The 22,067-nt window shown below is 76.0% G+C and carries 17 protein-coding genes; 8 read left to right on the forward strand and 9 right to left on the reverse strand.

What is annotated here, in order from left to right; translation table 11 throughout:
- The first annotated feature begins 5 nt into the window (after positions 1 to 5).
- A complete protein-coding gene (locus ACRYR8_RS09440; protein ID WP_432484212.1) occupies positions 6 to 1,370 on the forward strand; it encodes a cystathionine beta-synthase in 1,365 nt (454 codons plus the stop codon).
- A gap of 55 nt (positions 1,371 to 1,425) precedes the next feature.
- On the opposite strand, the gene ACRYR8_RS09445 is transcribed toward ACRYR8_RS09440, so the two are convergent.
- From ACRYR8_RS09445 to ACRYR8_RS09455, 3 genes are read right to left on the reverse strand one after another with little or no spacing between them, the layout of a single operon-like run.
- Positions 1,426 to 2,658: an ABC transporter permease gene (locus tag ACRYR8_RS09445; RefSeq protein ID WP_432484213.1), complete on the reverse strand. Its 1,233-nt coding sequence runs from the start codon at positions 2,656 to 2,658 to the stop codon at positions 1,426 to 1,428.
- Positions 2,655 to 3,386 carry an ABC transporter ATP-binding protein gene (locus tag ACRYR8_RS09450; RefSeq protein ID WP_432484214.1) on the reverse strand — a complete coding sequence of 244 codons (732 nt, stop codon included), beginning with the start codon at positions 3,384 to 3,386 and terminating at the stop codon, positions 2,655 to 2,657. The genes ACRYR8_RS09445 and ACRYR8_RS09450 overlap by 4 nt, the downstream gene beginning before the upstream one ends.
- A gap of 2 nt (positions 3,387 to 3,388) precedes the next feature.
- Positions 3,389 to 4,444: an efflux RND transporter periplasmic adaptor subunit gene (locus ACRYR8_RS09455; RefSeq protein ID WP_432484215.1), complete on the reverse strand. Its 1,056-nt coding sequence runs from the start codon at positions 4,442 to 4,444 to the stop codon at positions 3,389 to 3,391.
- A 320-nt stretch (positions 4,445 to 4,764) separates the two neighbouring features.
- Here ACRYR8_RS09455 and ACRYR8_RS09460 point away from each other — a divergent pair, with 320 nt between their 5' ends.
- Positions 4,765 to 5,919 (forward strand): Gfo/Idh/MocA family protein, encoded by a 1,155-nt coding sequence (locus tag ACRYR8_RS09460; protein WP_432484216.1) that lies wholly within the window; start codon positions 4,765 to 4,767, stop codon positions 5,917 to 5,919.
- Between the two features lie 59 nt (positions 5,920 to 5,978).
- Positions 5,979 to 7,142 (forward strand): dihydrodipicolinate synthase family protein, encoded by a 1,164-nt coding sequence (locus ACRYR8_RS09465; protein WP_432484236.1) that lies wholly within the window; start codon positions 5,979 to 5,981, stop codon positions 7,140 to 7,142.
- Positions 7,143 to 7,217: 75 nt separating this feature from the next.
- On the opposite strand, the gene ACRYR8_RS09470 is transcribed toward ACRYR8_RS09465, so the two are convergent.
- From ACRYR8_RS09470 to msrA, 4 genes are all read right to left on the reverse strand, one after another.
- Complete coding sequence (locus ACRYR8_RS09470) at positions 7,218 to 8,297, reverse strand: hypothetical protein (protein WP_432484217.1); 1,080 nt, start codon at positions 8,295 to 8,297, stop codon at positions 7,218 to 7,220.
- Positions 8,294 to 9,499, reverse strand: coding sequence for an ATP-binding protein (locus tag ACRYR8_RS09475; protein WP_432484218.1), 1,206 nt, complete (start codon positions 9,497 to 9,499; stop codon positions 8,294 to 8,296). Before ACRYR8_RS09475 ends, ACRYR8_RS09470 begins: the two co-directional genes overlap by 4 nt.
- The gene (locus ACRYR8_RS09480; RefSeq protein ID WP_432484219.1) at positions 9,496 to 10,335 is read right to left on the reverse strand and encodes a response regulator transcription factor; all 840 of its coding nucleotides are present in this window, start codon (positions 10,333 to 10,335) and stop codon (positions 9,496 to 9,498) included. The genes ACRYR8_RS09475 and ACRYR8_RS09480 overlap by 4 nt, the downstream gene beginning before the upstream one ends.
- A 242-nt stretch (positions 10,336 to 10,577) precedes the next feature.
- The gene (msrA, locus tag ACRYR8_RS09485; protein WP_432484238.1) at positions 10,578 to 11,219 is read right to left on the reverse strand and encodes a peptide-methionine (S)-S-oxide reductase MsrA; all 642 of its coding nucleotides are present in this window, start codon (positions 11,217 to 11,219) and stop codon (positions 10,578 to 10,580) included.
- Between the two features lie 111 nt (positions 11,220 to 11,330).
- On the opposite strand from msrA, the gene ACRYR8_RS09490 reads away from it, so the two are divergent.
- A complete protein-coding gene (locus ACRYR8_RS09490) occupies positions 11,331 to 12,536 on the forward strand; it encodes a cystathionine gamma-synthase (RefSeq protein WP_432484220.1) in 1,206 nt (401 codons plus the stop codon).
- Positions 12,537 to 12,756: 220 nt separating this feature from the next.
- Positions 12,757 to 13,923 (forward strand): serine hydrolase domain-containing protein, encoded by a 1,167-nt coding sequence (locus tag ACRYR8_RS09495; RefSeq protein WP_432484221.1) that lies wholly within the window; start codon positions 12,757 to 12,759, stop codon positions 13,921 to 13,923.
- Between the two features lie 85 nt (positions 13,924 to 14,008).
- Here the strand turns inward: ACRYR8_RS09495 and ACRYR8_RS09500 are convergent, their stop codons facing one another.
- Positions 14,009 to 16,060: a vWA domain-containing protein gene (locus tag ACRYR8_RS09500; RefSeq protein ID WP_432484222.1), complete on the reverse strand. Its 2,052-nt coding sequence runs from the start codon at positions 16,058 to 16,060 to the stop codon at positions 14,009 to 14,011.
- Positions 16,061 to 16,279: 219 nt separating this feature from the next.
- Between ACRYR8_RS09500 and ACRYR8_RS09505 the strand changes: the two genes are divergently transcribed.
- The 3 genes from ACRYR8_RS09505 (at position 16,280) to ACRYR8_RS09515 (ending at position 21,070) form a co-directional block, all read left to right on the forward strand.
- On the forward strand, positions 16,280 to 17,761 hold the full coding sequence (locus ACRYR8_RS09505; protein ID WP_432484239.1) for a CoA-acylating methylmalonate-semialdehyde dehydrogenase: 1,482 nt from the start codon (positions 16,280 to 16,282) through the stop codon (positions 17,759 to 17,761).
- A 286-nt stretch (positions 17,762 to 18,047) separates the two neighbouring features.
- Entirely contained in the window at positions 18,048 to 19,391 is a 1,344-nt protein-coding gene (locus ACRYR8_RS09510) for an MFS transporter (RefSeq protein WP_432484223.1), read from the forward strand.
- Positions 19,388 to 21,070, forward strand: a complete 1,683-nt coding sequence (locus ACRYR8_RS09515; protein ID WP_432484224.1) for an FAD-dependent monooxygenase — start codon at positions 19,388 to 19,390, stop codon at positions 21,068 to 21,070. The genes ACRYR8_RS09510 and ACRYR8_RS09515 overlap by 4 nt, the downstream gene beginning before the upstream one ends.
- A gap of 34 nt (positions 21,071 to 21,104) precedes the next feature.
- Here the strand turns inward: ACRYR8_RS09515 and ACRYR8_RS09520 are convergent, their stop codons facing one another.
- Positions 21,105 to 22,052, reverse strand: coding sequence for an IclR family transcriptional regulator (locus ACRYR8_RS09520; RefSeq protein ID WP_432484225.1), 948 nt, complete (start codon positions 22,050 to 22,052; stop codon positions 21,105 to 21,107).
- Between the last annotated feature and the right edge of the window lie 15 nt (positions 22,053 to 22,067).

Here is a 22,067-nt window from a genome sequence, read left to right on the forward strand (position 1 = left end):
GCGCCATGCGCTACGCCGAGTCCGTCGTCGACCTCGTGGGCGGGACACCGCTCGTCAAGCTCAACCGCGTCACCGAGGGCCTCGCCTGCACCGTCCTGGCGAAGGTGGAGTACCTCAACCCCGGTGGCTCGGTGAAGGACCGCGTCGCCACCCGCATGGTGGACGCGGCCGAGGCCGAGGGGGCGCTGAAGCCGGGCGGCACGATCGTGGAGCCCACCAGCGGCAACACCGGCGTGGGCCTGGCCCTGGTCGCCCAGCAGCGCGGCTACAAGTGCGTGTTCGTCTGCCCCGACAAGGTCGGCGCCGACAAGCGCAACGTCCTGCGGGCGTACGGCGCTGAGGTCGTGGTCTGCCCCACGGCCGTGCCGCCGGAGGACCCGCAGTCGTACTACTCCGTCTCCGACCGCCTGGTGCGCGAGATCGAGGGAGCCTGGAAGCCCAACCAGTACGCCAACCTCAACGGCCCGCGCAGCCACTACGAGACCACCGGCCCCGAGATCTGGGCCGACACCGACGGGCGCGTCACCCACTTCGTCGCGGGTGTCGGCACGGGCGGCACCATCAGCGGCACCGGCCGCTACCTCAAGGAGCAGGGCCCGGTGCGCGTCATCGGCGCGGACCCGGAGGGCTCGGTCTACTCCGGCGGCACCGGCCGCCCCTACCTCGTGGAGGGCGTGGGGGAGGACTTCTGGCCCACCGCCTACGACCCCTCGGTCCCCGACGAGATCATCGCCGTCTCCGACGCGGAGTCCTTCCTCATGACGCGCCGCCTGGCGCGCGAGGAGGGCCTGCTGGTGGGCGGCTCGTGCGGCATGGCGGTCGTCGCGGCCCTGCGCGCGGCGAAGGACCTCGGGCCCGACGACGTCGTCGTGGTGCTGCTGCCCGACGGAGGCCGCGGCTACCTCGGCAAGATCTTCAACGACGACTGGATGGCCTCCTACGGCTTCCTCGACGAGGCCGAGGGCGGCACCGCCGGCGACGTGCTGCGCGCGAAGTCGGCCGGCCTGCCGGCGCTGGTGCACACGCACCCCACCGAGACGGTCCACGACGTCATCGAGATCATGCGGGAGTTCGGCGTCTCCCAGCTGCCCGTCGTGGGTGCCGAGCCGCCCGTGATGGCCGGGGAGATCGCCGGCGCGGTCACCGAGCGGGACCTGCTGGACAAGGTGTTCAGCGGCGCGGCGAAGATGTCCGACGCCGTCTCCAGCCACCTGGGACCGGCCCTGCCGCTGGTGGGGGCGGGGCAGTCGGTGGACGAGGCCCGTGAGGTCCTCGCCCGTGCCGACGCCGCCGTCGTCGTCGAGGACGGCAAGCCCGCCGGGGTGATCACCCGGCAGGACCTGCTGGCGTACGTGGCCACCCGCCACTGAGGCGGTCCGGACGCGCAGGGGCCCCGCGGTCGCGCACCGCGGGGCCCCTGCGCGCTCAGTAGCGGATCGCGTCGATGACCTTCGCCCGCACGGCCATCGTCGCCGGCACGACCCCGGCCAGCGCCCCCACCGCCGTGGCCGCCAGCAGGCCCTCCAGGGCCGCGGAGACCGGGAACGGCGGCACGTCCTCCAGGGTGGTGCCCGTCGGCAGGACGGCCTCGAGCGGGAAGTTCGACACCAGCAGCACCGACAGGCCCACCGCCAGCACGCCGGCCACGAACGTCGCCGCCACGCTCTCCAGCAGGACCGCGAAGAACACCCGCCCGCCGGTGGCGCCGAAGCTGCGGCGCACCCCGATCTCGCGGATGCGCTGGCGCACGGTCACCAGGCCGACGTTGAGCACGCCGATGCCGCCCAGGACGAGGGCGAAGACGCCCACGCCGCGCACGCCGTAGGCGAGGACGGCGTCGACGGTCCCCAGCGCGTCACCGGCGTCGGAGCGGTAGGCGCCCACGTAGTACCCGGGCAGGCTGGCCTGCACCTCCGTCTGCAGCGCGGCCACCAGGGCCTCCGCGTCGGCGTCCGGGACCCACAGCTCCAAGGTGGGCGGTCCGGTCATCGCCGGGTCGACCAGTCCCCACGCCTGCGCGGCGGAGTTCAGCACGTAGGCCGCCGGCGTGGAGGGGTCGCTGTACGGGACCTCCATGACTCCCACCACGGTCGCGGTGACGGGCCGGTCGCCGCCGAGCACGACGGTGGAGGGCGTGCGCTCGTCGAAGCCGCCCATGGAGTCGGCGAACGCGCGGTTCACGACGAGGCGGGGCGAGAACGCCTCGCCGTCGGAGGCGGTGAGGAAGCGGCCCTGCTCGGTCAGGGTGCGGTGCATGGTGTCGTAGCTGGGGTCGACCGAGGAGAAGGACACCAGCTGCGCACCCGTGGGGAACCGGACCGTCACCTGCCCCGAGCCCTGCGAGACGAAGCCCCACCAGGCGACCTCGTGCCGGTCGGCGGCCGCGCGCAGCGCCTCGACGGCCGTCGCGGCGCTCTGCGCCGTGGACGGACCCGCCGGGGAGGCGCTCACCTGCAGCGTCGCGGCGCGGCCGGAGGAGCGCTCGGTGCTCTCCACCATCATCTGCCGGCCCATGTTCCCCGCGGCGGTGATGGTGGTCATCGCGAACACCGCGAGGAACACCCCGACCAGCGAGAGCACGACCCTCGTGCGGTGGACGCGGACCTCGCTCCACGCCTCGGTGACCGCGGCGACGGGTCCCAGCAGCCAGCGGCTCATCGCACCGTCTCCCGGTGGGCGGTGGCGGTCGCCAGGGTGTCGCGGGTGATCTCGCTGAGGACGCCGTGGTCGAGGCGGAACCGGCGGTCGGCGCGGGCTGCGACGGACAGGTCGTGGGTGATGGTGACCAGGGTGGTGCCCTCCACGCGGACCAGTTCCTCCAGCACGTCCATGACGGCCGAGCCGGTGTCGACGTCCAGGGCCCCGGTGGGCTCGTCGGCGAGCAGGACCCGGGGGCGGCGCACCAGGCTGCGGGCCAGCGCCACGCGCTGCTGCTCGCCGCCGGAGAGCTTCTCCGGCATGGTGTCCAGCCGCCCCCCGAGCCCGACGCGCTCGAGCATGGCGCGGGCGATCCGCTTGCGGGCCAGGAACTCCCTGCCCGAGGCGTAGAGCAGCGGCGAGGCGACGTTCTCGGTGGCGGTGCGCCCGGGCAGGAGGTTGAACTGCTGGAAGACGAAACCGAACGTCGCGCCCCGCAGCCGGGCGGTGCGGCGTGCGGACAGCCCGTCCACCGGGCGCCCGTCGAGCAGGTACTGCCCGGAGGTGGGGGCGTCCAGCAGGCCGATGATGTTCAGCAGCGTGGACTTGCCGGAGCCGGAGCGGCCGACGACGGCGACGTGCTCGCCGGCGGCCACCTGCAGGTCGACGCCGGTGAGGATCCGCAGGGTCTGACCGTCGGGCAGCGCCACCGAGCGGCTCACCTGCGACAGCGACAGGGTCGCGCTCATGTTCAGTAGCCCATCCCGTACATGCCGCCGGTGGCGTAGGGGTCGGTGACCTGGTCGTCGCCGGGCACGAACTGCAGGACCTGCGCGCCCTCCTCGAGACCGTCGGTGACCTCGACGTTCGCGCCGTCGGTCAGCCCCAGGGTCACCTCCGTCTCGGTCGGGGTGCCGGTGTCGTCGACGGTCCAGACGGTGCCGGTGCCGACGCGGCCGCGCACCGCGGTGACGGGCACCAGCAGGGCCCCGGTGGCCGAGCCGGCGGTGACGTCGACGGTGGCGGACAGCCCGGGGAAGACCTGCACGCCGTCGGGGACGCGGCAGGAGACGGTCGCGCCCGTCGGGGACTGGGCGGGGTCGGCGTACGGGTCGACGTAGCCGCCGGTGGGGTCGGGCGCAGCGCTGGGGGCCTCCGGGGTGCCGGTGCGCAGGCCGGTGCACTCGAAGGTGCCGGGACCGCCGGGGACGGTGACCTGGGCGGTGGTGGGCGGGGCCAGCAGCCGGAACTGCTGCTCCTGGGTCAGCGGCGCCGAGACGCTCAGGGTGCCGGGGGAGACGGTGGCGACCTGCTGCCCGACGGTGACCTGCTGCTGGGGCAGGACGTCGAGCGTGGCGAGGGTGCCGGCCGAGGGGGCGGTGACCGTGACGGTCCGGGTGCGGGGAGCTGCCGGCGCGGCGGGTGCGGTGGGGGCCGCGGCGGGGTCGGCCGCGGCGGCGGGTGCCGCGGCGGTCTCCTCCACGGGCACCAGGACGGTGAACAGCGGGGTGCCCTTCTCCACCGCCTGGCCGACCTCGGCGCGCACCCGGCCCACCTCCCCGGCGGCGGTGGACTTCACGGTGGCCGCGGGGTCGGCGGCGATGGTGCCGGTGAGGGAGACGGTGTTGACCACGTCGCCGCGCACGACCGGTGCCGTGGCCGGCTCGAGCACGGCGGAAGGGCTGGCGGCGGCCTCCTGCTCGGCGGCGGTGCCGCGGCCGAACGCCAGCCACAGCAGGGCGACGGCGATGGCGGCCCACACCACCAGGCGGAGCGAGGGCAGGACGATCGTGCGGAAGACGCCCACGCGCCCACCTCCGGATTCTCCTGGGGGGTGCTGCGCGGTGCGTCGAGAGTGCGTCGAGGTCCCTGCCGCCGATCCCCCGAACGGCTCAGCGAGTGCGGCGAACTTAGCAGTGCCGGTGCGGGCGCTGTGCCGGTTCGCGGGGAACGGCGAGCTGCCGTCGCGTGGAGGTCCCGTGGTGGTTCCGGGCTCAACGGGGCGGTGGTCGCGGCCCGGAGGCGCGTCGGGGTCCTTGCGCGAGGACGACTCGGGGGCCTAGCCTCGGGGAAGCGCTTTCCACACGCCCCGCGCAGGGGCGCAACCGGTGAGGAGGAGGAGCAGCGATGACGCAGCGCCTCGGAGTGGTCATGAACGGCGTCACGGGACGCATGGGGTACCGGCAGCACCTGGTGCGCTCGGTCCTGGCGATCCGCGAGCAGGGAGGGGTGGAGCTCTCCGACGGCAGTCGCGTGCAGCTGGAGCCCCTGCTCGTGGGCCGCAACGAGGCCAAGCTGCGCGACATCGCGCAGCGCCACGGCCTGGAGCGCTGGACGACCAGCGTCGAGGACGCCCTCGCCGACGACGACTACCCGCTCTACTTCGACGCGCAGCTCACCTCGGTGCGCGAGAGCTCGATCCTCGCGGCCATCGCCGCGGGCCGGCACGTCTACACCGAGAAGCCCACCGCGGAGAGCGTCGAGGGAGCCGTGCGCCTGGCGGAGGCCGCCACCGCCGCCGGTGTCAAGAACGGCGTCGTGCACGACAAGCTCTTCCTGCCCGGCCTGCGCAAGCTCAAGCGGCTGGTCGACTCCGGGTTCTTCGGCGAGGTCCTCTCCGTGCGCGGTGAGTTCGGCTACTGGGTCTTCGAGGGCGACTGGCAGCCCGCCCAGCGCCCCAGCTGGAACTACCGCGCCGAGGACGGCGGCGGCATCGTCGCCGACATGTTCTGCCACTGGAACTACGTGCTCGAGCAGATCATCGCCCCCGTCGAGGCCGTGACCGCCCGCGCCGTCACCCACGTGCCCGTGCGCCACGACGAGAACGGCGAGGCGTACAAGGCCACCGCCGACGACGCCGCCTACGCCATCTTCGAGCTCGAGGGCGGCGTCATCGCCCAGCTGAACTCCTCCTGGGCCGTGCGCGTGGACCGCGACGAGCTCGTCGAGTTCCAGGTCGACGGCACCCTCGGCAGCGCCGTCGCCGGACTGTTCGGCTGCCGCGTGCAGCCGCGCAGCGCCACTCCGCGCGCCGTGTGGAACCCCGACCTGCCCGAGCAGCACCGCTACCGCGACGACTGGCTCGAGGTCCCCGACAACGAGCCCGGCGGGTTCGACAACGGCTTCAAGGTGCAGTGGGAGCAGTTCATCCGCCACGTCGTGGAGGACGCCCCCCACCCCTACGACTTCGCCTCCGGCGCGCGCGGCGTGCGCCTGGCCGAGGCGGGCCTGGCCTCCTCGGCGCAGGGGCGGCGCATCGAGCTCGCGGAGCTGGCCCAGTGAGCGCCCCCGCCGAGGCGCGAGCGGCCACCGCGGCGGGGCGGCGCACCACCGGCACCGTCCTGCGCCTCCCCCGGCGCGGCGCCGGCGGCGCGGTCGAGGTCGTCGAGCACGCCGTGCACGAGCCCGTCGCCTGGGAGGTCCCCGCCGGGCCGGCCACCAGCCGGATCGCTTTCGCCGCCGCCCACGTCGTGCCGCGCACCGGTTCCGAGACGGTCCCCGGGGCACCGGCGGACCTGGACTGGGACGCCACCCTGGCCTTCCGGCACCGTCTGTGGGGCCTGGGGCTGGGCGTGGCCGAGGCGATGGACACCGCCCAGCGCGGCATGGGGATGGACTGGGCCGCCACCGCGGAGCTCGTGCGCCGCAGCGCCTCGGAGGCCGCCGCCGTCGGCGGGCGCATCGCCGCCGGCGCCGGCACCGACCAGCTGGCCCCCGGCGAGCACGCCCTGGCCGACGTCGTGGCCGCCTACGAGGAGCAGGTCGCCGTCGTCGAGGACGCCGGCGCCCAGGTCGTCCTCATGGCCAGCAGGCACCTCGCCGCCGTCGCCCGCAACGCCGAGGAGTACGCCGGCGTGTACGCCCGGCTGCTGACGCAGGTGCAGCGCCCCGCCGTCCTGCACTGGCTGGGCGAGGTGTTCGACCCCGCGCTGGCCGGCTACTGGGGCTCGCGCGACGTCGCCGCCGCCACCGACGCGTTCGTCGAGCTGGTGAACGCGCACGCGGACCGGGTCGACGGCGTGAAGGTGTCGCTGCTGGACGCCGGCCACGAGCGGGAGCTGCGCCGCCGCCTGCCCGCGGGGGTGCGCCTGTACACCGGCGACGACTTCAACTACCCCGAGCTCATCGCCGGCGACGGTCAGCACCACTCCGACGCCCTGCTGGGCATCTTCGCCGGGATCGCGCCGGCGGCGGCCGCCGGCCTGGCGCGCCTGGACGCCGGCGACACCGCCGGGTTCCACGAGGCGCTGGACCCGACGCTGCCCCTGGCGCGGCACGTCTTCGGGGCACCCACCCCGTACTACAAGGCGGGCATCGCGTTCCTCAACTGGCTCGACGGCCGGCAGGACGGGTACGCGATGGTCGGGGGCCTGCACTCCGCCCGCAGCGCGGTGCACCAGGCCGAGACGTTCCGCCTGGCCGACGAGGCCGGCGTCCTGGCCGATCCCGAACTGGCCGCGCAGCGGCTGCGCGGCTACCTGGCCGTGCACGGGTTCGACGCCTGAGCCCCAGCGGCTCGGCGCCCGGCCCCGGCGCTCGCACGCGCTGACCGGCCCGTCCCCCTCGAGGTGGCGGGCCGGTCAGCGCGTGCGCAGCTGCGCCCACAGCGACCCGCCGACCGCGTCGACGTCCACGTCGACCGCCAGGTGCGCGGGCAGCCGGGCCCCCAGCGCCCACGCCACCGCGGAGGTGGTGGCCGGGGTCGCCTCCACCGCGAGGGTGGCCACCCGCCCCTCCGGCGGCAGCCGCAGCGTGACCGTGCCGTCCGCGCAGGCCGGCAGCACCGCCGCCAGCACCCGGCGGACCCCCGCCAGGAACCCCTCGTCGTCGCCGCGCACCGCGCGGTCGTCCACCACGTCCACGCTGCAGCCGCGCGCCCGGGCGGCGCGCAGCCGCGTGCGCACCTCCTCGTCCAGCAGCGCCCGGGCGCGCAGGTCGTCGCGCAGCCCGCGCCCCACCCCCAGCGCCGCCCGCGGCAGCTGCGCCCAGCCGGCGTCGTCGGCCGGGTCCGCGGCGGCGACCCGGCGCAGCAGCGGCACCGCCCACAGGTCGAGGTCCGCCCGGCGCTGCGCCGCGCTGCGGGCGCGGGCCGCGGCCGCCGCCTCCTCGGCCGCCGCCCGCGCCGCTGCCGCTTCGTAGCGCTCCACCTCGCGGCCGGTGCGGTCGAACAGGACCCGCGCCCCCACCGACGCGCTGAACCACAGCAGCGCCGGCTGGTCCAGGGCGGTGATCCACGCCCACGGGTCCGGCACGCCCGCAGCCAGCACCGCACCGGTGATGAGGGTCGCCGACGCCAGCTCCGCCGCCAGCGCCGCCGGCCAGTGCCGGCGCACCACCAGGGCCGCCACCACCACCTGCGTGGCGCCCGGCCACCAGTTCGCGTAGGTGCGCCACGCCTCCGGCGGCAGCCACGGCATGACGGCCAGGCCCGACAGGGGCACCACGGCCGCCGCTGCCCACGCGGTCCCGGCGCCCAGCCACGTCGGCCCGCCGCGCAGCGGCCGCAGCAGCACGGCGGACACCCCCAGCACGGCGGTCACCGCCAGCAGCGACAGCACCGGTGCGCGCGTCGTGCGCAGCGACAGCGCCGCCGGCAGGACGGCGTGCGAGGCCAGCCACAGGCCCGCGCCCACCCCGCAGGCGCGCTGCACGCCCCTCACCGCCCGCCCGCCCCCTCGTCGGCCCCTCCGGGCGGCAGCACCGGCACGCCCACCAGCGCGCACGTGCCGGTTCCCGGCCAGGACCGCAGGTGCACCTGGCCACCGGCGCTGCGCACCCGCCCGCGCACCGACACGGCCAGGCCCAGGCGCCACGCGCCGGGGGCCCGCGCCGCGAAGCCCCTGCCGGCGTCGCGCACCTCCACCAGCAGCCGGGCGCCGGCCGCGCCGGTGCGCACCCGCCCTCGCAGCCGCACGGGCGGCGGCTCGCCGGGCCCCGCGCCGCCGTGGCGCACGGCGTTGCGCACCAGCTCGGCGACGGCGGTCAGCAGCGCTTCGGCGGCGTCCCGGCCCAGCACCGCGCCGCCGCCCGCGCCCGGCCCGTCCACCTCGGCACCGGGGTGCAGCGCGAGCGCGGTGCGCGCCACGTCCTGCCAGAACCGGTCCACCGGCACCGTCGCCGGGGCCGGCGCGCCCGGCGCGACCTCGCCCTCCACGCGGGCCAGGGCGGTGAGCGCCGCGCGCCGCGCCTCGGCGCGACCGTCCGCGTCCTGCGCCTGCGCCGTGGTCGCCAGGGCGGCCAGCACGTCGTCGTGGACGATGGCGTCCCACCGGGCGTCCTCCAGCTCCGCCGCCCGGGCCGCCGCCTCGCGCGCCGCGGCGTCCTCGGCGCGCAGCCGGGCCTGCTCGACGCGAACCCCGGAGGAGCGCACCGCGGCCACCGCCACCCACGCCGCCGGGGCCACCACGAGCACCAGCAGGGAGTCCAGCACGAACGCGGTCGGGGGGACGACCCACCCGCCGCCGACCTGCACCAGCGCGCGCAGTCCCACGTGCAGCAGCCCCAGCCCCGTCGCCACGCCCAGGCCGGCGGCCGCCGCGCCCGCGCCCACCGTCAGCGGGGACAGCGCCAGCACCCACGGGGCCTGCTCGGCGCGCCCCGGCGCCACGAGCAGCCAGGTCACCAGGGCCGCGTCGCCGACGGCGACCAGCGCCCACGGCAGCCACGGGCGGGGCCGGCCGTGCACGGCCTGGGCCAGCAGCAGCACCAGCAGGACCGCGTACGACACCACGACGGGCGCCGTCCACGCCGCCGGCGGGCGCGGACCGCGGGAGGCGGTGGCGGAGACGACCGTCGGCACCAGCGACAGCACGGCCAGCGCGAGCACCAGCGCGACGATGCGGTGGCCGCCGCGGGCCGTCACCGGCCGGGCGGCGGACCGCCCGGGGCCCCCGCCGGACGGTCCCCGGCGGGGGCCCCGGGTGGGGCGGGCGGCGCCTGCGGGGCGCCCAGCGGGCTGAGCACGCCGTCCTCCACCGCGCGCCGGTACAGCTCCATGCGCGTGTACGCCGGGCGGTCCAGCGCGGCGTACTTGGCGCGGATCCGCTTCAGGTAGCTCTTGGCCGTCTCCAGCGTCACGCCCAGGCGCAGCGCCACGGAGCGGGCCGGCATCCCCCCGGCGTACAGCTCCAGCACGCGCCGCTCCTGCGGGGACAGGTGCCCGGCCAGGTCGGCGTCGACCTGCAGGGCCGCCGCGGTCTCCGCCGAGGGCAGCGTCTCGCCGTCCACCACGGCGCGCAGCGCGCCGGCCAGCGTCGCCACGGGACGGTCCTTGAGCAGCACGCCCTGGGCGCCCGCCTGCAGCGCCTCCGACGCCTCGGCGTGCTGGCGCCCCTCCGTGTACACCAGCACCCTGGTGCCCGCGCCCACCAGCGCGCCCACGTTCTGCGCGGGCCGGGACCCGTCACCCAGGCGCAGGTCCAGCAGGACGACCTCCGGCGCTCCGCCCTCGCCGAGGCCGCGCAGCAGGTCCGGCACCGTCGGCGCCGTGGCGACGAGCTCCACGCCGTGACCGGCCAGCTCCACGCGCAGCCCCGTCAGCAGCGCCGGGTGGTCGTCCACGGCGGCGACGCGCAGCGCGGTGGCGGGATCGGCTGCGTCGACGGCTCCGTCGAGGGCACCGTCCACGGTGTCGTCCACGGCCCCGTGGACGACCGTGCGCTGTCGTGCCGTCGCGGGTCGTGCGGGCTCCTGGTCCACTCGGGTGACCTCCTTCGTCAGCGGAGCCTAGCCAGCTCGCGGGGCGCCCACGTCACGCCACCGCCGTCCCGCGCCCCCGAAAGGGGGGTGTGCGCGGCGCCCGCCGCGGTCCCGCGCTCTGGGAGGATCTCCGGGCGCGCTCCGCCGGGGGGACGGGGCGTCGTGGCGAGCGGGGGGCCGCGAACGCACCAGGGGTGGCACCGCGACCGTGCGGTGCCACCCCTGTGCCGTTCACGGCCCGATCACTCCCCGGTGCCGACCAGGCCGATCTGGCAGGTCAGGCCGTTGGGGCCGTGGTTGCAGTAGCCGCCGGGGACCTTGTGCAGGTACTGCTGGTGGTGCTCCTCCGCGTACCAGAACGGTCCGGCCTCGACCGCCGGGCGGATCTCCGTGGTGATCTCGCCGTGGCCGTGCGCGGTCAGCTCCCGCTGGAACGTCTCGCGGGTGCGCCGCGCGGCCTCCAGCTGGCCGTCGGTCGTGGTGTAGACCGCCGAGCGGTACTCGGTGCCGCGGTCGTTGCCCTGCCGGTAGCCCTGTGTGGGGTCGTGGTTCTCCCAGAACACCTTCAGCAGCTGCTCCGGGCTCGTCACCGACGGGTCGTAGGCCACCAGGACCGTCTCGGCGTGGCCGGTGCGGCCCGTCACGGACTCCTCGTAGGTGGGGTTCTCGGTGAAGCCGCCCTGGTAGCCGGCGGCCGTGGTCACCACCCCCGGTCGGCGCCAGAAGATGCGCTCCGCACCCCAGAAGCAGCCCATCGCGAACGAGATCACCTCGGTGCCCTCGGGCCACGGCCCCTCCAGCGGGGTGCCGAGCACCGCGTGCTCCGCGGGGACCTCGAAGCGGCGGGCCGGCGAGCCGGGCAGCGCCTCCTCCCGGGTCACCATGCGCGTCTTGAACGGGTTGCCGAACAGCACGTCGTGCTCCTCCCTCGTGGTACCCCCCTCAACCGCGCGGGCCGCCGCGGCGTTCCCGTGCCGTGCGTAGGCTTGCCGACCGTGACGACTCCCGACAGCCCCGCCGGCGGCACCTCCGCGACGCCCGGCTTCTCCACCCGCGCCCTGCACGCCGGTCAGGAGGCCGACCCGGCCACCGGCGCCGTCGTGACGCCCATCTACCAGGTGTCCACCTACAAGCAGGACGGCGTCGGAGGCCTGCGCACCGGCCTCGGCACCGGCTACGAGTACTCCCGCTCCGGCAACCCCACCCGCACCGCGCTCGAGGTGCAGCTCGCCTCCCTCGAGCAGGGCGACGCGGCCTTCGCGTTCGCCTCCGGCCTGGCCGCCGAGGACGCCGTGCTGCGCGCGCTGCTCAAGCCCGGCGACCACGTCGTCATCCCGAACGACGCCTACGGCGGCACCTACCGCCTGGTGAAGAAGGTCGCCGAGCCGTGGGGCGTGCAGCACACCCCCGCCGACCTGGCCGACCTCGACGCCGTGCGCGCTGCCGTCGAGCCCGGCAGGACCCGCCTGGTGTGGCTGGAGACCCCCACCAACCCGCTGCTGACCATCGGCGACATCGCGGCCGTCGCCGAGGTCGCCCACGCCGCCGGCGCCCTGCTCGTCGTCGACAACACGTTCGCCACCCCGTACCTGCAGACCCCGCTCCTGCTCGGCGCCGACCTCGTCGTGCACTCCACGACGAAGTACGCCGGCGGGCACTCCGACGTCGTCGGCGGCGCCGTCGTCGTGCGCGACGGCGACGACGGCCGCGGCGGGACGATCGCCGAGCGCATCGGCTTCCACCAGAACTCCATGGGCGCCGTGCCGGGGCCGTTCGACTCCTGGCTGGTGCAGCGCGGGCTGAAGACCCTCGCGGTGCGCATGGAGCGGCACTGCGACAACGCCGAGCGGGTCGTGGAGTTCCTGCAGTCCCACCCGCGCGTCACGAAGGTCCTCTACCCGGGCCTGCCGGAGTTCCGCAACCACGACGTCGCCGCGAAGCAGATGCGGCGCTTCGGCGGGATGATCTCCTTCCGCACCGCGAGCGTCGAGGACGCCCTGGCCGTCTGCAAGGGCACCGAGCTGTTCACCCTGGCCGAGTCCCTCGGCGGCGTGGAGTCCCTCGTGGAGCACCCCGGCCGGATGACCCACGCCTCCGTCGCCGGTTCCCTCCTGGAGGTCCCGGACGACCTCGTGCGCCTGTCCGTCGGCCTCGAGGACGCCGACGACCTCGTCGCGGACCTCGCCACCGCTCTGGGCTGAACCGCTGGGCCGGCCCACCCCCGCGTGGGTGAGGTCGGAGGGGGGGGTGTGGGGGGGGGGGGGGGGGGGGGGGGGGCCCCCCCCCCCCCCCCCCCCCCCCGGGCGCGAACCCAGCTCCGGTAGGGGAGACCCCCGCACGGGGACACCCGCACACCCCCTCGAACGCGATGCCCCGCTCCGGTCGGATGGGAACACCACCCACCGACGTCAGGAGCCCGACGTGACCGTCACGACCCCTCCCGCGCCCTCGCGCCGATCCGTGCTCAGCGTCCTCGGGGGAGCGGCCCTCGGCGCTGGTGCCGTCGCCGCGGCCCCGCCCGTGGTCGCCGCCCCGCGCCGGCGCCGCCACCCGCTGCAGGAGCACCTCGACCGCCTCGTGCACGAGGTGGGTTTCCCCTCCGCGCTGGCGAGCGTGCGCGACGCCGACGGGCGGGTGCACGACCTCACCGCGACCAGCGGTGCGCGCGTGCCCGTGGACGGGCGGGTGCGGGTGGGCAGCAACACGAAGACGTACGTGGCGACGATCGTGCTGCAGCTCGTCGACGAGGGGCTCGTCGGCCTCGACGAGCCGGTCGAGGCGCACCTGCCCGGGCTGCTGCGCGGCCCCGGCGGCGACGGCCGCGAGATCACGGTGCGGCAGGTCCTGCAGCACACCGCCGGCCTGCCGAACTACACCGGCCACTTCGGTACCACCGACTGGTTCGAGCTGCGCGACCGCTACTACGAACCCCGCCAGCTCCTCGACCTCGTCGCCGAGCAGCCCGCGACGTCGCCCCCGGGCGAGACGTGGGCGTACAGCAACACCGGGTACGTGGTCGCCGGGCTGCTCGCGCAGCGCGTCGCCGGCCGTCCCCTGGCCGAACTGGTGCGGACCCGGATCACCGAGCCGCTGGGGTTGTGCGAGACGTTCTTCCCGCACCCCGGCGAGCAGGGGTTCCGGGGCGAGCACCCGGTGGCGTTCCACCGCGACTCCGCCGCGCAGCCGTGGGGGGACATCACCCTGCTGGACCCGTCGTGGGGGTGGGCGGCCGGTGCGCTCGTCGCCTCGCCCAGCGACCTCAACCGGTTCACGGTCGCGCTGCTGTCCGGTGAACTCCTGTCCGCGCAGGCGCTGGAGCAGATGCGCACCACCGTGCCGTCCCCGGACCTGTGGGAGGGGGCCCGCTACGGCCTGGGGCTGTCCAGCTCGCCCCTGCCGGACGGGACCCTCCTGTGGGGGCACGGAGGGGACATCCCCGGGTTCGAGACGCGCGGCGGCGCCACCGAGGACGGGCGCGCGGTGACGGTCGCGGTGACGGCGCTGCCCACGGGTGTCGCGGCCGACGAGGAGGGGGCGCTCGCGGCGGCGGACGCGGTGCTCGACGCGGTGCGCGCGGCGTTCGCCTGAGTTCCTCCTCGCAAGGCGCGCTCGGGGGCGCGCGAGGCGGGTGCAGAGGGGGGCGGAGGAACCCCCCGCCACCCGGGCGGCGACCCTACGAAGCACGCCGCCGGGTGGAACGCCCCGACCGCGAGCGGAGGTAGTCGTCGACGACGAACCGCCCGAGGCGCTCCGGGCTGGGGGTGAGGACGCGGCCGCCGTTGCGGCGGGCGACGGCGTCGACGAACCGGCGCAGCCCGGGGTCGTCCCCGAGCATGAACAGGTTCACGGTGGCGCCGAACCGGGTGAGGTGGTCCACCTCGGTGACCGTGGCGCGGATCGTCGCGGCCGTGGGGGGCCACTGGAACACCGCTTCGGGGGTTCCCGCGGTGTCGTCGAGGTGGGCGGTGGGTTCGCCGTCGGTGATGACGAGGACGACGGGTTCGGCGTCGGGGTGCCTGCGCAGGTGGCGCCGGGCGATGCTCAGGGCGTGCTGGAGGTTGGTGCCCTGCACGAAGTCGGGCTCGACCTCGGCGAGCTCGCCGAGGGTCATGGGGGCGGCGTGCAGGCCGAACCCGATGATCTGCAGGGCGTCGCCGGGGAACTTGGTGGACACGAGGTGGCTGAGGGCGAGCGCGGTCTCCTTCATGGGGCCCCACCGGCCCTCCGCGGCCATGGAGAACGACAGGTCCACGCAGAGGGCGACGGCGGCGGAGGCGCGGCGCTCGGTCTCGACGACCTCGAAGTCCTCCCAGCTCAGGCGCACCGCACCGCCGGGGGAGGGGCGGGTGCGGCGCAGGGCGTTGGAGACGGTGCGCACCACGTCGAGGGGCTGCTCGTCGCCGAACTCCCAGCGGCGGGTGGCGCCGGTGGGCTCGCCCCCGGCGCCGGCGCTGCTGTTGTCGTGGTCGCCGCGGCCGTCGGCGGTGACGCGGTTCAGCACGTCGCGCAGCGCGGTCTGCCCGAGGCGGCGCAGCGCCTTGGGGGAGAGGGTCAGGCCCTGCCCGGAGCGCGTGAGCCACCCCTGGCGCTGCAGTTCGCGCTCCAGCTCCTTCAGGCGGCGCAGGTCGTCGGCGGCGCCGCGGCCGAGCTGGCGCCCGAGGGCGTCGACGTCCACGTCGTCCAGGGTGGCGCCGGGGTGCTCCTGGCCGAGGGAGTCGATCAGGTCGTCGAGCTCGGAGATGTCCTGCAGGGCGTCGGCGGCCTCGCCGTAGCCGAGGGGTTCGCTGCCGCGCCCGCCCCGCACGCGTTCGCCGCTGGTGGAGTCGAGGTCGGGGCGCAGGGCGCGCAGGTTGTCGGAGAGCTGCGACACCTGCGCCTGCAGGTCGAGGTCGTCGCCGAACGCCTGCTCCATCAGCTGCGACAGCTCCTCGCGCTGCTGCGGGGACAACGAGCGCATGAGCCGGGACGCGGCGGCGGCGCGGCGGGCGAGCAGGTCGACCAGGCCGTCGAGGTCCTCCACGCCCTCCGCGTCCGCGCCGAGCGTGTCGCCGTGCTTCGACGTGAACCGCTCGAAGTCGGCCTGCGTGTCCTCCCCGCGGGCCCGTGCGGCGAGGAGGTCGTTGAGGTCGCTCACCATGTCCTTCACCGCCTGCAGGGCGGCGGGGTCGCCGCTCCGCAGGGCCTGCTTCACCCCGCGGAACTGCTGGTCGAGGACGTCCTCGCGCAGCCCGTCGAGGATCTGCCGGTACTGCTGCCGCGCCTGGTCGGAGGCCCAGTCGTAGTCCTGCAGGTCGCGCACGGCCTGCGCCGTGGATCGGGGCAGGGCGTCCAGGCGCGCCTCGGCGAAGCGGGCGTCGTCCGCGCGGGGGTCCTCTCCGGTTCGGGCCGCGAGTTCCTCCCGTTCGGCGGCGAGGGCCTGGTCGAGCCGGGCGCGGGCGCCGGTGAGGGCGCCGTCGAGGTCGCCTCGGCGGGCGGCCTCGCGGCGCAGGCGGGCCGCGCGGGCGCGCAGGTCCTCCAGCCCGGAGCGGCCGTCGGGGCCGTGGCGCAGCAGGTCGCGCAGCGCCTCGCGCAGGGAGCCGCCGCCGAGCACCTCCCGGCCGACGCGGTCGACGGCGGCGCGCACGTCGTGGGGAGGGGCGAGGGGGTCGGGGCCGCCGGCCCACTCGCCGTAGCGGTAGCGCCCGCCGCGCCGCCGCGCCCAGGACCGGCTCCGCGCATCGCTCATGCGGCGACGCTACGTCCGGTGCCGCCGCGGCGCCACGCCCCCGCCCCGGCCACCGATCACTCCCAATGACAGCTTGTCTTTACAAAAAGGGGCCTTCCGGTGGCATGATGACGCGGTCCGCCGATCCGTGACCGAGGAGGCCCCCTCGTGACCACCACGACCGCCAGCTCCACCGCCGCCGCTGGCTCGTCCGCGTCGCAGAACACCGACCACCCCCTGGTGGAGCACTGGATCGCCGGTGCTGCCACGGCCGGGACCGGCGAGCGGTTCGGTGACGTCTACGACCCGGCCACCGGGAAGATCACCAAGAGCGTCGCCCTGGCCGCGCCCGCGGACGTGGAGGCCGCCGTGGCCGCCGCCCGCGCCGCGTTCCCCGCCTGGCGCGACACCTCGCTGGCCCGGCGCACCACCGTGCTCTTCCGCTTCCGCGAGCTGCTCGACGCCCGCAAGGGTGAGCTGGCCGAGATCATCACCGCCGAGCACGGCAAGGTCCTCTCCGACGCCCTCGGCGAGGTCTCCCGGGGTCAGGAGGTCGTGGAGCTGGCCTGCGGGATCAACCACCTGCTCAAGGGCGGGTTCACCGAGAACGCCTCGACCAAGATCGACGTGTACTCCGTGCGCCAGCCGCTGGGCGTGGTCGGCATCATCTCCCCGTTCAACTTCCCCGCCATGGTGCCCATGTGGTTCTTCCCCGTCGCCATCGCCGCGGGCAACACGGTGGTCCTCAAGCCCAGCGAGAAGGACCCCTCCGCGGCGAACTTCATCGCCGCGCTGTGGAAGGAGGCCGGTCTGCCCGACGGCGTCTTCAACGTGCTGCACGGCGACAAGGTCGCCGTGGACGGGCTGCTGACGCACCCGGACGTCGCGTCGATCTCCTTCGTCGGCTCGACCCCCATCGCCCAGTACGTCTACGAGACCGGCACCCGCCACGGCAAGCGCGTGCAGGCCCTGGGCGGGGCGAAGAACCACATGCTGGTGCTCCCCGACGCCGACCTGGACCTGGCCGCCGACGCCGCGGTCAACGCCGGTTTCGGCTCCGCCGGCGAGCGCTGCATGGCCGTCTCCGCCCTCGTCGCCGTCGACTCCGTCGCCGACGAGCTCATCGCGAAGATCGGGGAGCGCGTCGCGACGCTGCGCACCGGCGACGGCCGCCGCGGCTGCGACATGGGCCCGCTGGTCACCGGCGCCCACCGCGACAAGGTCACCGGCTACGTCGACGCCGGCGTCGCCGAGGGTGCCGAGCTGGTCATCGACGGCCGCGAGGTCGTCCCCGACGGCGACGCGGACGGCTTCTGGCTGGGCCCCACGCTGTTCGACAAGGTCGGCACCGACATGTCGATCTACACCGACGAGATCTTCGGCCCCGTCCTGTCGGTGCTGCGCGTGTCCGGCTACGACGAGGGCATGGAGATGATCAACGCCAACCGGTACGGCAACGGCGTGGCCATCTTCACCAACGACGGTGGCGCGGCGCGCCGTTTCCGCAACGAGGTGCAGGTCGGCATGATCGGCATCAACGTGCCGGTGCCGGTGCCGGTGGCGTACTACTCCTTCGGCGGCTGGAAGCAGTCCCTGTTCGGCGACACCCACGCCCACGGCGTCGAGGGCGTGCACTTCTTCACCCGCGGCAAGGTCGTCACCGAACGCTGGCTGGACCCCTCCCACGGCGGCCTGAACCTCGGCTTCCCGCAGAACTCCTGACCTCCGCCTCCGGGGGTGCCGTCCGTCGCTGGAGCGCGCGCGGCACCCCCGGGGCGGAGCACCCGGTGCTCACCGCGGCGGCCGCTCGGGCGTACGTCCCGGTCGCGCCGGGGTCCGCAGCCGACGGTGTGCTGGAGTCCGGCCGCAGGCCGCGGATTGCCGTCCCATTGAACGGGCGCCGCACTTCTGGCAGCCGGTGACGCGTGCCACGGTCGGGCAGACGCCGGAGCCGCCGTCACCGCGAGGCGGACCGGACGACCCCACCCGTCCGTCCCAGGAGGCCGCAGTGTCGCTCGCCCCCACCCCGACCGCCCGCTCGCGGGCACCCCTGTTCGTCCTGTGCTGGCTGTGCCTCATGGCCGACGGGTACGACCTGCTGGCCTACGGCGCCACGTTGCCCAGCCTCATCGGGCAGCCCCCGTTCTCCCTCACCGTCGAGCAGGGCGGGCACATCGGCAGCCTGGCCCTGGCCGGCATGCTCGCCGGTTCGCTGGTCGCCGGGACCCTCACCGACGTGGTCGGCCGCCGCCGCATCTTCATCTCCAGCGTGGCGCTGTTCTCGGCCGGCACGCTCGTGACGGGCTTGGCGCCGACGCTGGAGGTGTTCGTGCTGTTCCGCACCCTCACCTGCGTCGGGGTGGGCGGGCTGCTGCCGACCGCCGTGGCCCTCGCCTCCGAGTTCGCCCACCCGCGCAACCGCTCCCGCACGCTGGGACTGGTCCTCACCGGCCCGCCGCTGGGCATGCTCCTGGCCTCCTTCGTCGCCTCCCAGGTCGTGCCCGCCCACGGTTTCCGCCCCGTGTACGTCGCCGGCGGTGCGGTGCTGCTGCTCGTCCCGGTGCTGGTCAAGCTGCAGCCCGAGTCGCCGGCGTTCCACGCCGCGCGCGGCCGGCACGAGCTCGCTGCGGCCCTGCGCGCGCGCTACGGGCTGCCGCCCGAGCAGGTCCCCGCGACCGCTCCCGGAGCGGCGGGCGGGCACAACCCCCTCAGGAGCCTCCTCAGCGGCCGAGACCGCTGGCCCACCCTGCTGATCTGGGGCACGACGTTCTTCAGCCTGCTCACGGTGTTCGGCATCAGCACCTGGTTGCCGCAGGTGATGGCCCGGTCCGGGTACGGGCTCGGCTCGTCCATCGTCCTGCTGGGCGTGTACTGCACCGGGGCGGTCGTCGGGACCCTCGCCGCCTCCGCGGTCGCGGACCGCGTCGGCCCCAAACCCCTGGTGCTCACCGGTTACCTCACGGCCGCCGCCGCCCTGCTGGCGATCTCCCTGCGGCCGCCGACGCCGCTGCTGGTCGTCCTGGTGCTGCTCGCGGGCTTCGGGGGGCTGGGCACCCAGAACGTGCTCAACGACCTCGTCTCCCGGTACTACCCCGCCGCCCACCGCGCCAGCGGCCTCGGCTGGGCGCTCGGCGTGGGCCGGCTCGGCGCCATCGTCGGTCCCACCTTCGGGGCCTGGGCCGTCGCCGGTGACGAACCGCTCAGCGCCACGACCACCGCGTTCGCCGCCACCGCCCTCGCGGGCGCGCTCGTCGTCCTGTTCGTGCCCGCGCAGCGGCGCGCCCCCGAGGGGCCGGCGGTGGCCGCCGGAGGACCGCGCGAGCCCCTGGGCGCCACCGGAGGAGCATCGTGATCTCCACCTCCCTGGCCGACCTGCCCGAGCGGACCGACGTCCTCATCGCCGGGGGAGGTCCCAGCGGGTTGTTCCTGGCCCTGGACCTGGCCCGGCGCGGGGTGCGTTCCGTCGTGCTCGAACCGCGCGTCGAGATCGACTGGACCCGCCCGCGCGCGAAGACGACCAACGCCCGGACCATGACGCACCTGCGCCGCCTCGGCCTGGCCGGCGAGTTGCGCGCCGCCGCACCGCTGCCGGTCTCCTACTCCGACAGCGTCCTGTTCTGCACCTCGCTGGCCGGCCGGGAGCTCACCCGGTTCACCGGTGCCTTCCAGTTGCAGGACGGGCGCTATGAGCCCCAGCCGGAGTGCGGGCAGCAGGTTCCGCAACCGGTCGTCGAACAGGTGCTACGCACGGCGGTGGCCCGCGAGGAGCGCACCGCCCTGCACCTCGGCGCGCGCTTCACCCGCTCGTCCGCCGCGGCCGGCGCGCGGGACGGCACCCTGGTCACCGTGGAGGGCGGTTCCGGGAACCGCGCGCACGTCCGGGCCCGCTACCTGGTGGGCGCCGACGGCGTGTCCTCCGCCGTGCGCGCGGACCTGGGCGTGCGCCTGGAGGGTTCCTCGGCGGCCAAGTCGAACCTCGGCGTGGTGTTCCGCTCGCGCGGCACCGCCGGGGCCGTCGCCCTGGACCCGGCGGTGCAGTACTGGGTCACCGGCGCGGAGTACGCCGGCATGATCGGGCGGCTGGACCTCGGCGACCTGTGGTGGGCCATCGTCCAGGGCTACGACCCGGACGCCCCGAAGTTCGCGGACGTGCCCGTCGAGGACGTCCTGCGCGCCCTGGTCGGGGCCGACGTCGACGTCGAGGTCGTCGCCCAGGACCCCTGGACGGCGCGCATGCTGCTGGCGCCGACCTACCGCCGCGGCGCCACCTTCCTGCTCGGCGACGCCGCCCACGCCAACCCGCCCTGGGGCGGGCACGGGTTCAACACCTGCGTGGGCGACGCCGCGAACCTGGCGTGGAAGCTGGCCGCTGTCCTCGACGGCTGGGCGGGGGAGGAGCTGCTGGACAGCTACGAGGCCGAGCGCCGGCCCGTCGCCCGGCGCACCGTCGACGAGGCCGCGCGCAACGGCACGCTCCTGGCCGACGACCTGCTCGACCCGCACCTCGAGGAGGACGGGGAGGCGGGGGAGCGGGCCCGGGCCCGGGCGGCGCGCGCCCTGGCCGTCAAGGAGAGCGAGTTCCACGCGCTGGGCCTGGTGCTGGGTTACTCGTACACCGGGTCGCCGCTGTGCTCACCGGACCCCGAGCCGGCGCCCGCGCCCGACCCCGTGGCCTACCACCCCTCCGCGGTCCCGGGGTGCCTGCTGCCGCACGCGTGGCTCGACGAGCGCACCTCCCTGTACGACGTCCTGGGACCGGGTTTCACCCTCCTGCTCGACGCCGACGCGTTCCCCGCCGCCCCGGCCCCCGGGGCCGTGCCCACCGGCGCACCGCTGGAGGTGCGCACCGTGCGCCACCCCGCCGCCGGCAGCACCTTCACGCGGGTGTGGGGCGCGCCCGCGGTGCTGGTGCGCCCGGACCAGCACGTCGCCTGGCGCGGCTGCGACCTCGGCGAGGTCCCCGCCGCGCTCGCCCGCGCCACCGGGACTGTGCCCGCCCCGGGCGGCCGCCGCCTCACGACGGTGGCCTGAGGGCGCCCGCACCCTCCCGCGACCGTGCGCGGCGTCAGCCGCCGTGCACGGTCGCGGGACGCACCGACGCCCGCGGGGCGCCCAGCGCGCGCGAGACGGCCCGCGCGGTCGCCTGCACCGCCGGGACGAGGGAACCCGCGCTCACCCCGGAGTCCGGCACCAGCACGGACACCGCCGCGCAGCAGCGGTCGGCGGAGTTCCACACCGGCGCCGCCACGGCCAGGACCGGGCCGGGGGACGCCCGCCGGAACTCCACGAAACCCTGCCGCCGCACCTCCGCCAGCCGGCGGCGCAACTGCGCCGGGTCGGCGGGCACCCCCTCGGGTTCGTGCACGAGCGGGTTCTGCAGCAGGCGCTCGCGCTGTTCCGCCGGGGCGTGGGCGAGCAGCACGATCCCGACACCGGTGGAGTGCAGCGGAACGCGCCCGCCCACGCGGTAGTGGACCTCGGGGGCCGAGCGGTGCGAGAGCCGTTCCACCAGGAGCGCGGTGTCGTCCTCGGGGACCGCCAGCATGACGTGCTGGTGCGTGGCCTCGGCCAGGTCCGCCATGTACGGCATGGCGGCCTCGCGCACGCCGTGCCCGCGCGGCGCCAGCGAGGCGACCTCCAGCAACCGCAGGCCGACGACGTACCGGCCGTCCGCGTCGCGCTCCAGCGCCCCCCAGGCCAGCAGCCTGCCCGCCAGCCGGTGCGCCGTGCTGGTGGGCACCCCGCTGCGGCGCGACAGCTCGGCCAGCGTCAGCGCGCGCCGGTCGGCGCCGAAGGCCGCCAGCAGCGCGAACGCGCGGTCCACCACCGGGTCGCCGTTCGTGGGGCGGTGACCGCGCCGCGCCGGCGGGGTCTGTGCCCGGGGGGCCGGTGCTCCCGGCGCCGGTGCTTCGGGGGACGGCGGCATCGCGGTGACCTCCTCGTCGGTGTGCCCGTCGCCGGGCTGCCGGGGGCCCAGGGCGCCGCGCGCAGCCCTGCGCGCCGGCCGCTCCACCCGGCTCCGCGACGC

Origin of the sequence: Kineococcus esterisolvens, from assembly GCF_050871405.1 — a bacterium.
Classification (GTDB): domain Bacteria; phylum Actinomycetota; class Actinomycetes; order Actinomycetales; family Kineococcaceae; genus Kineococcus.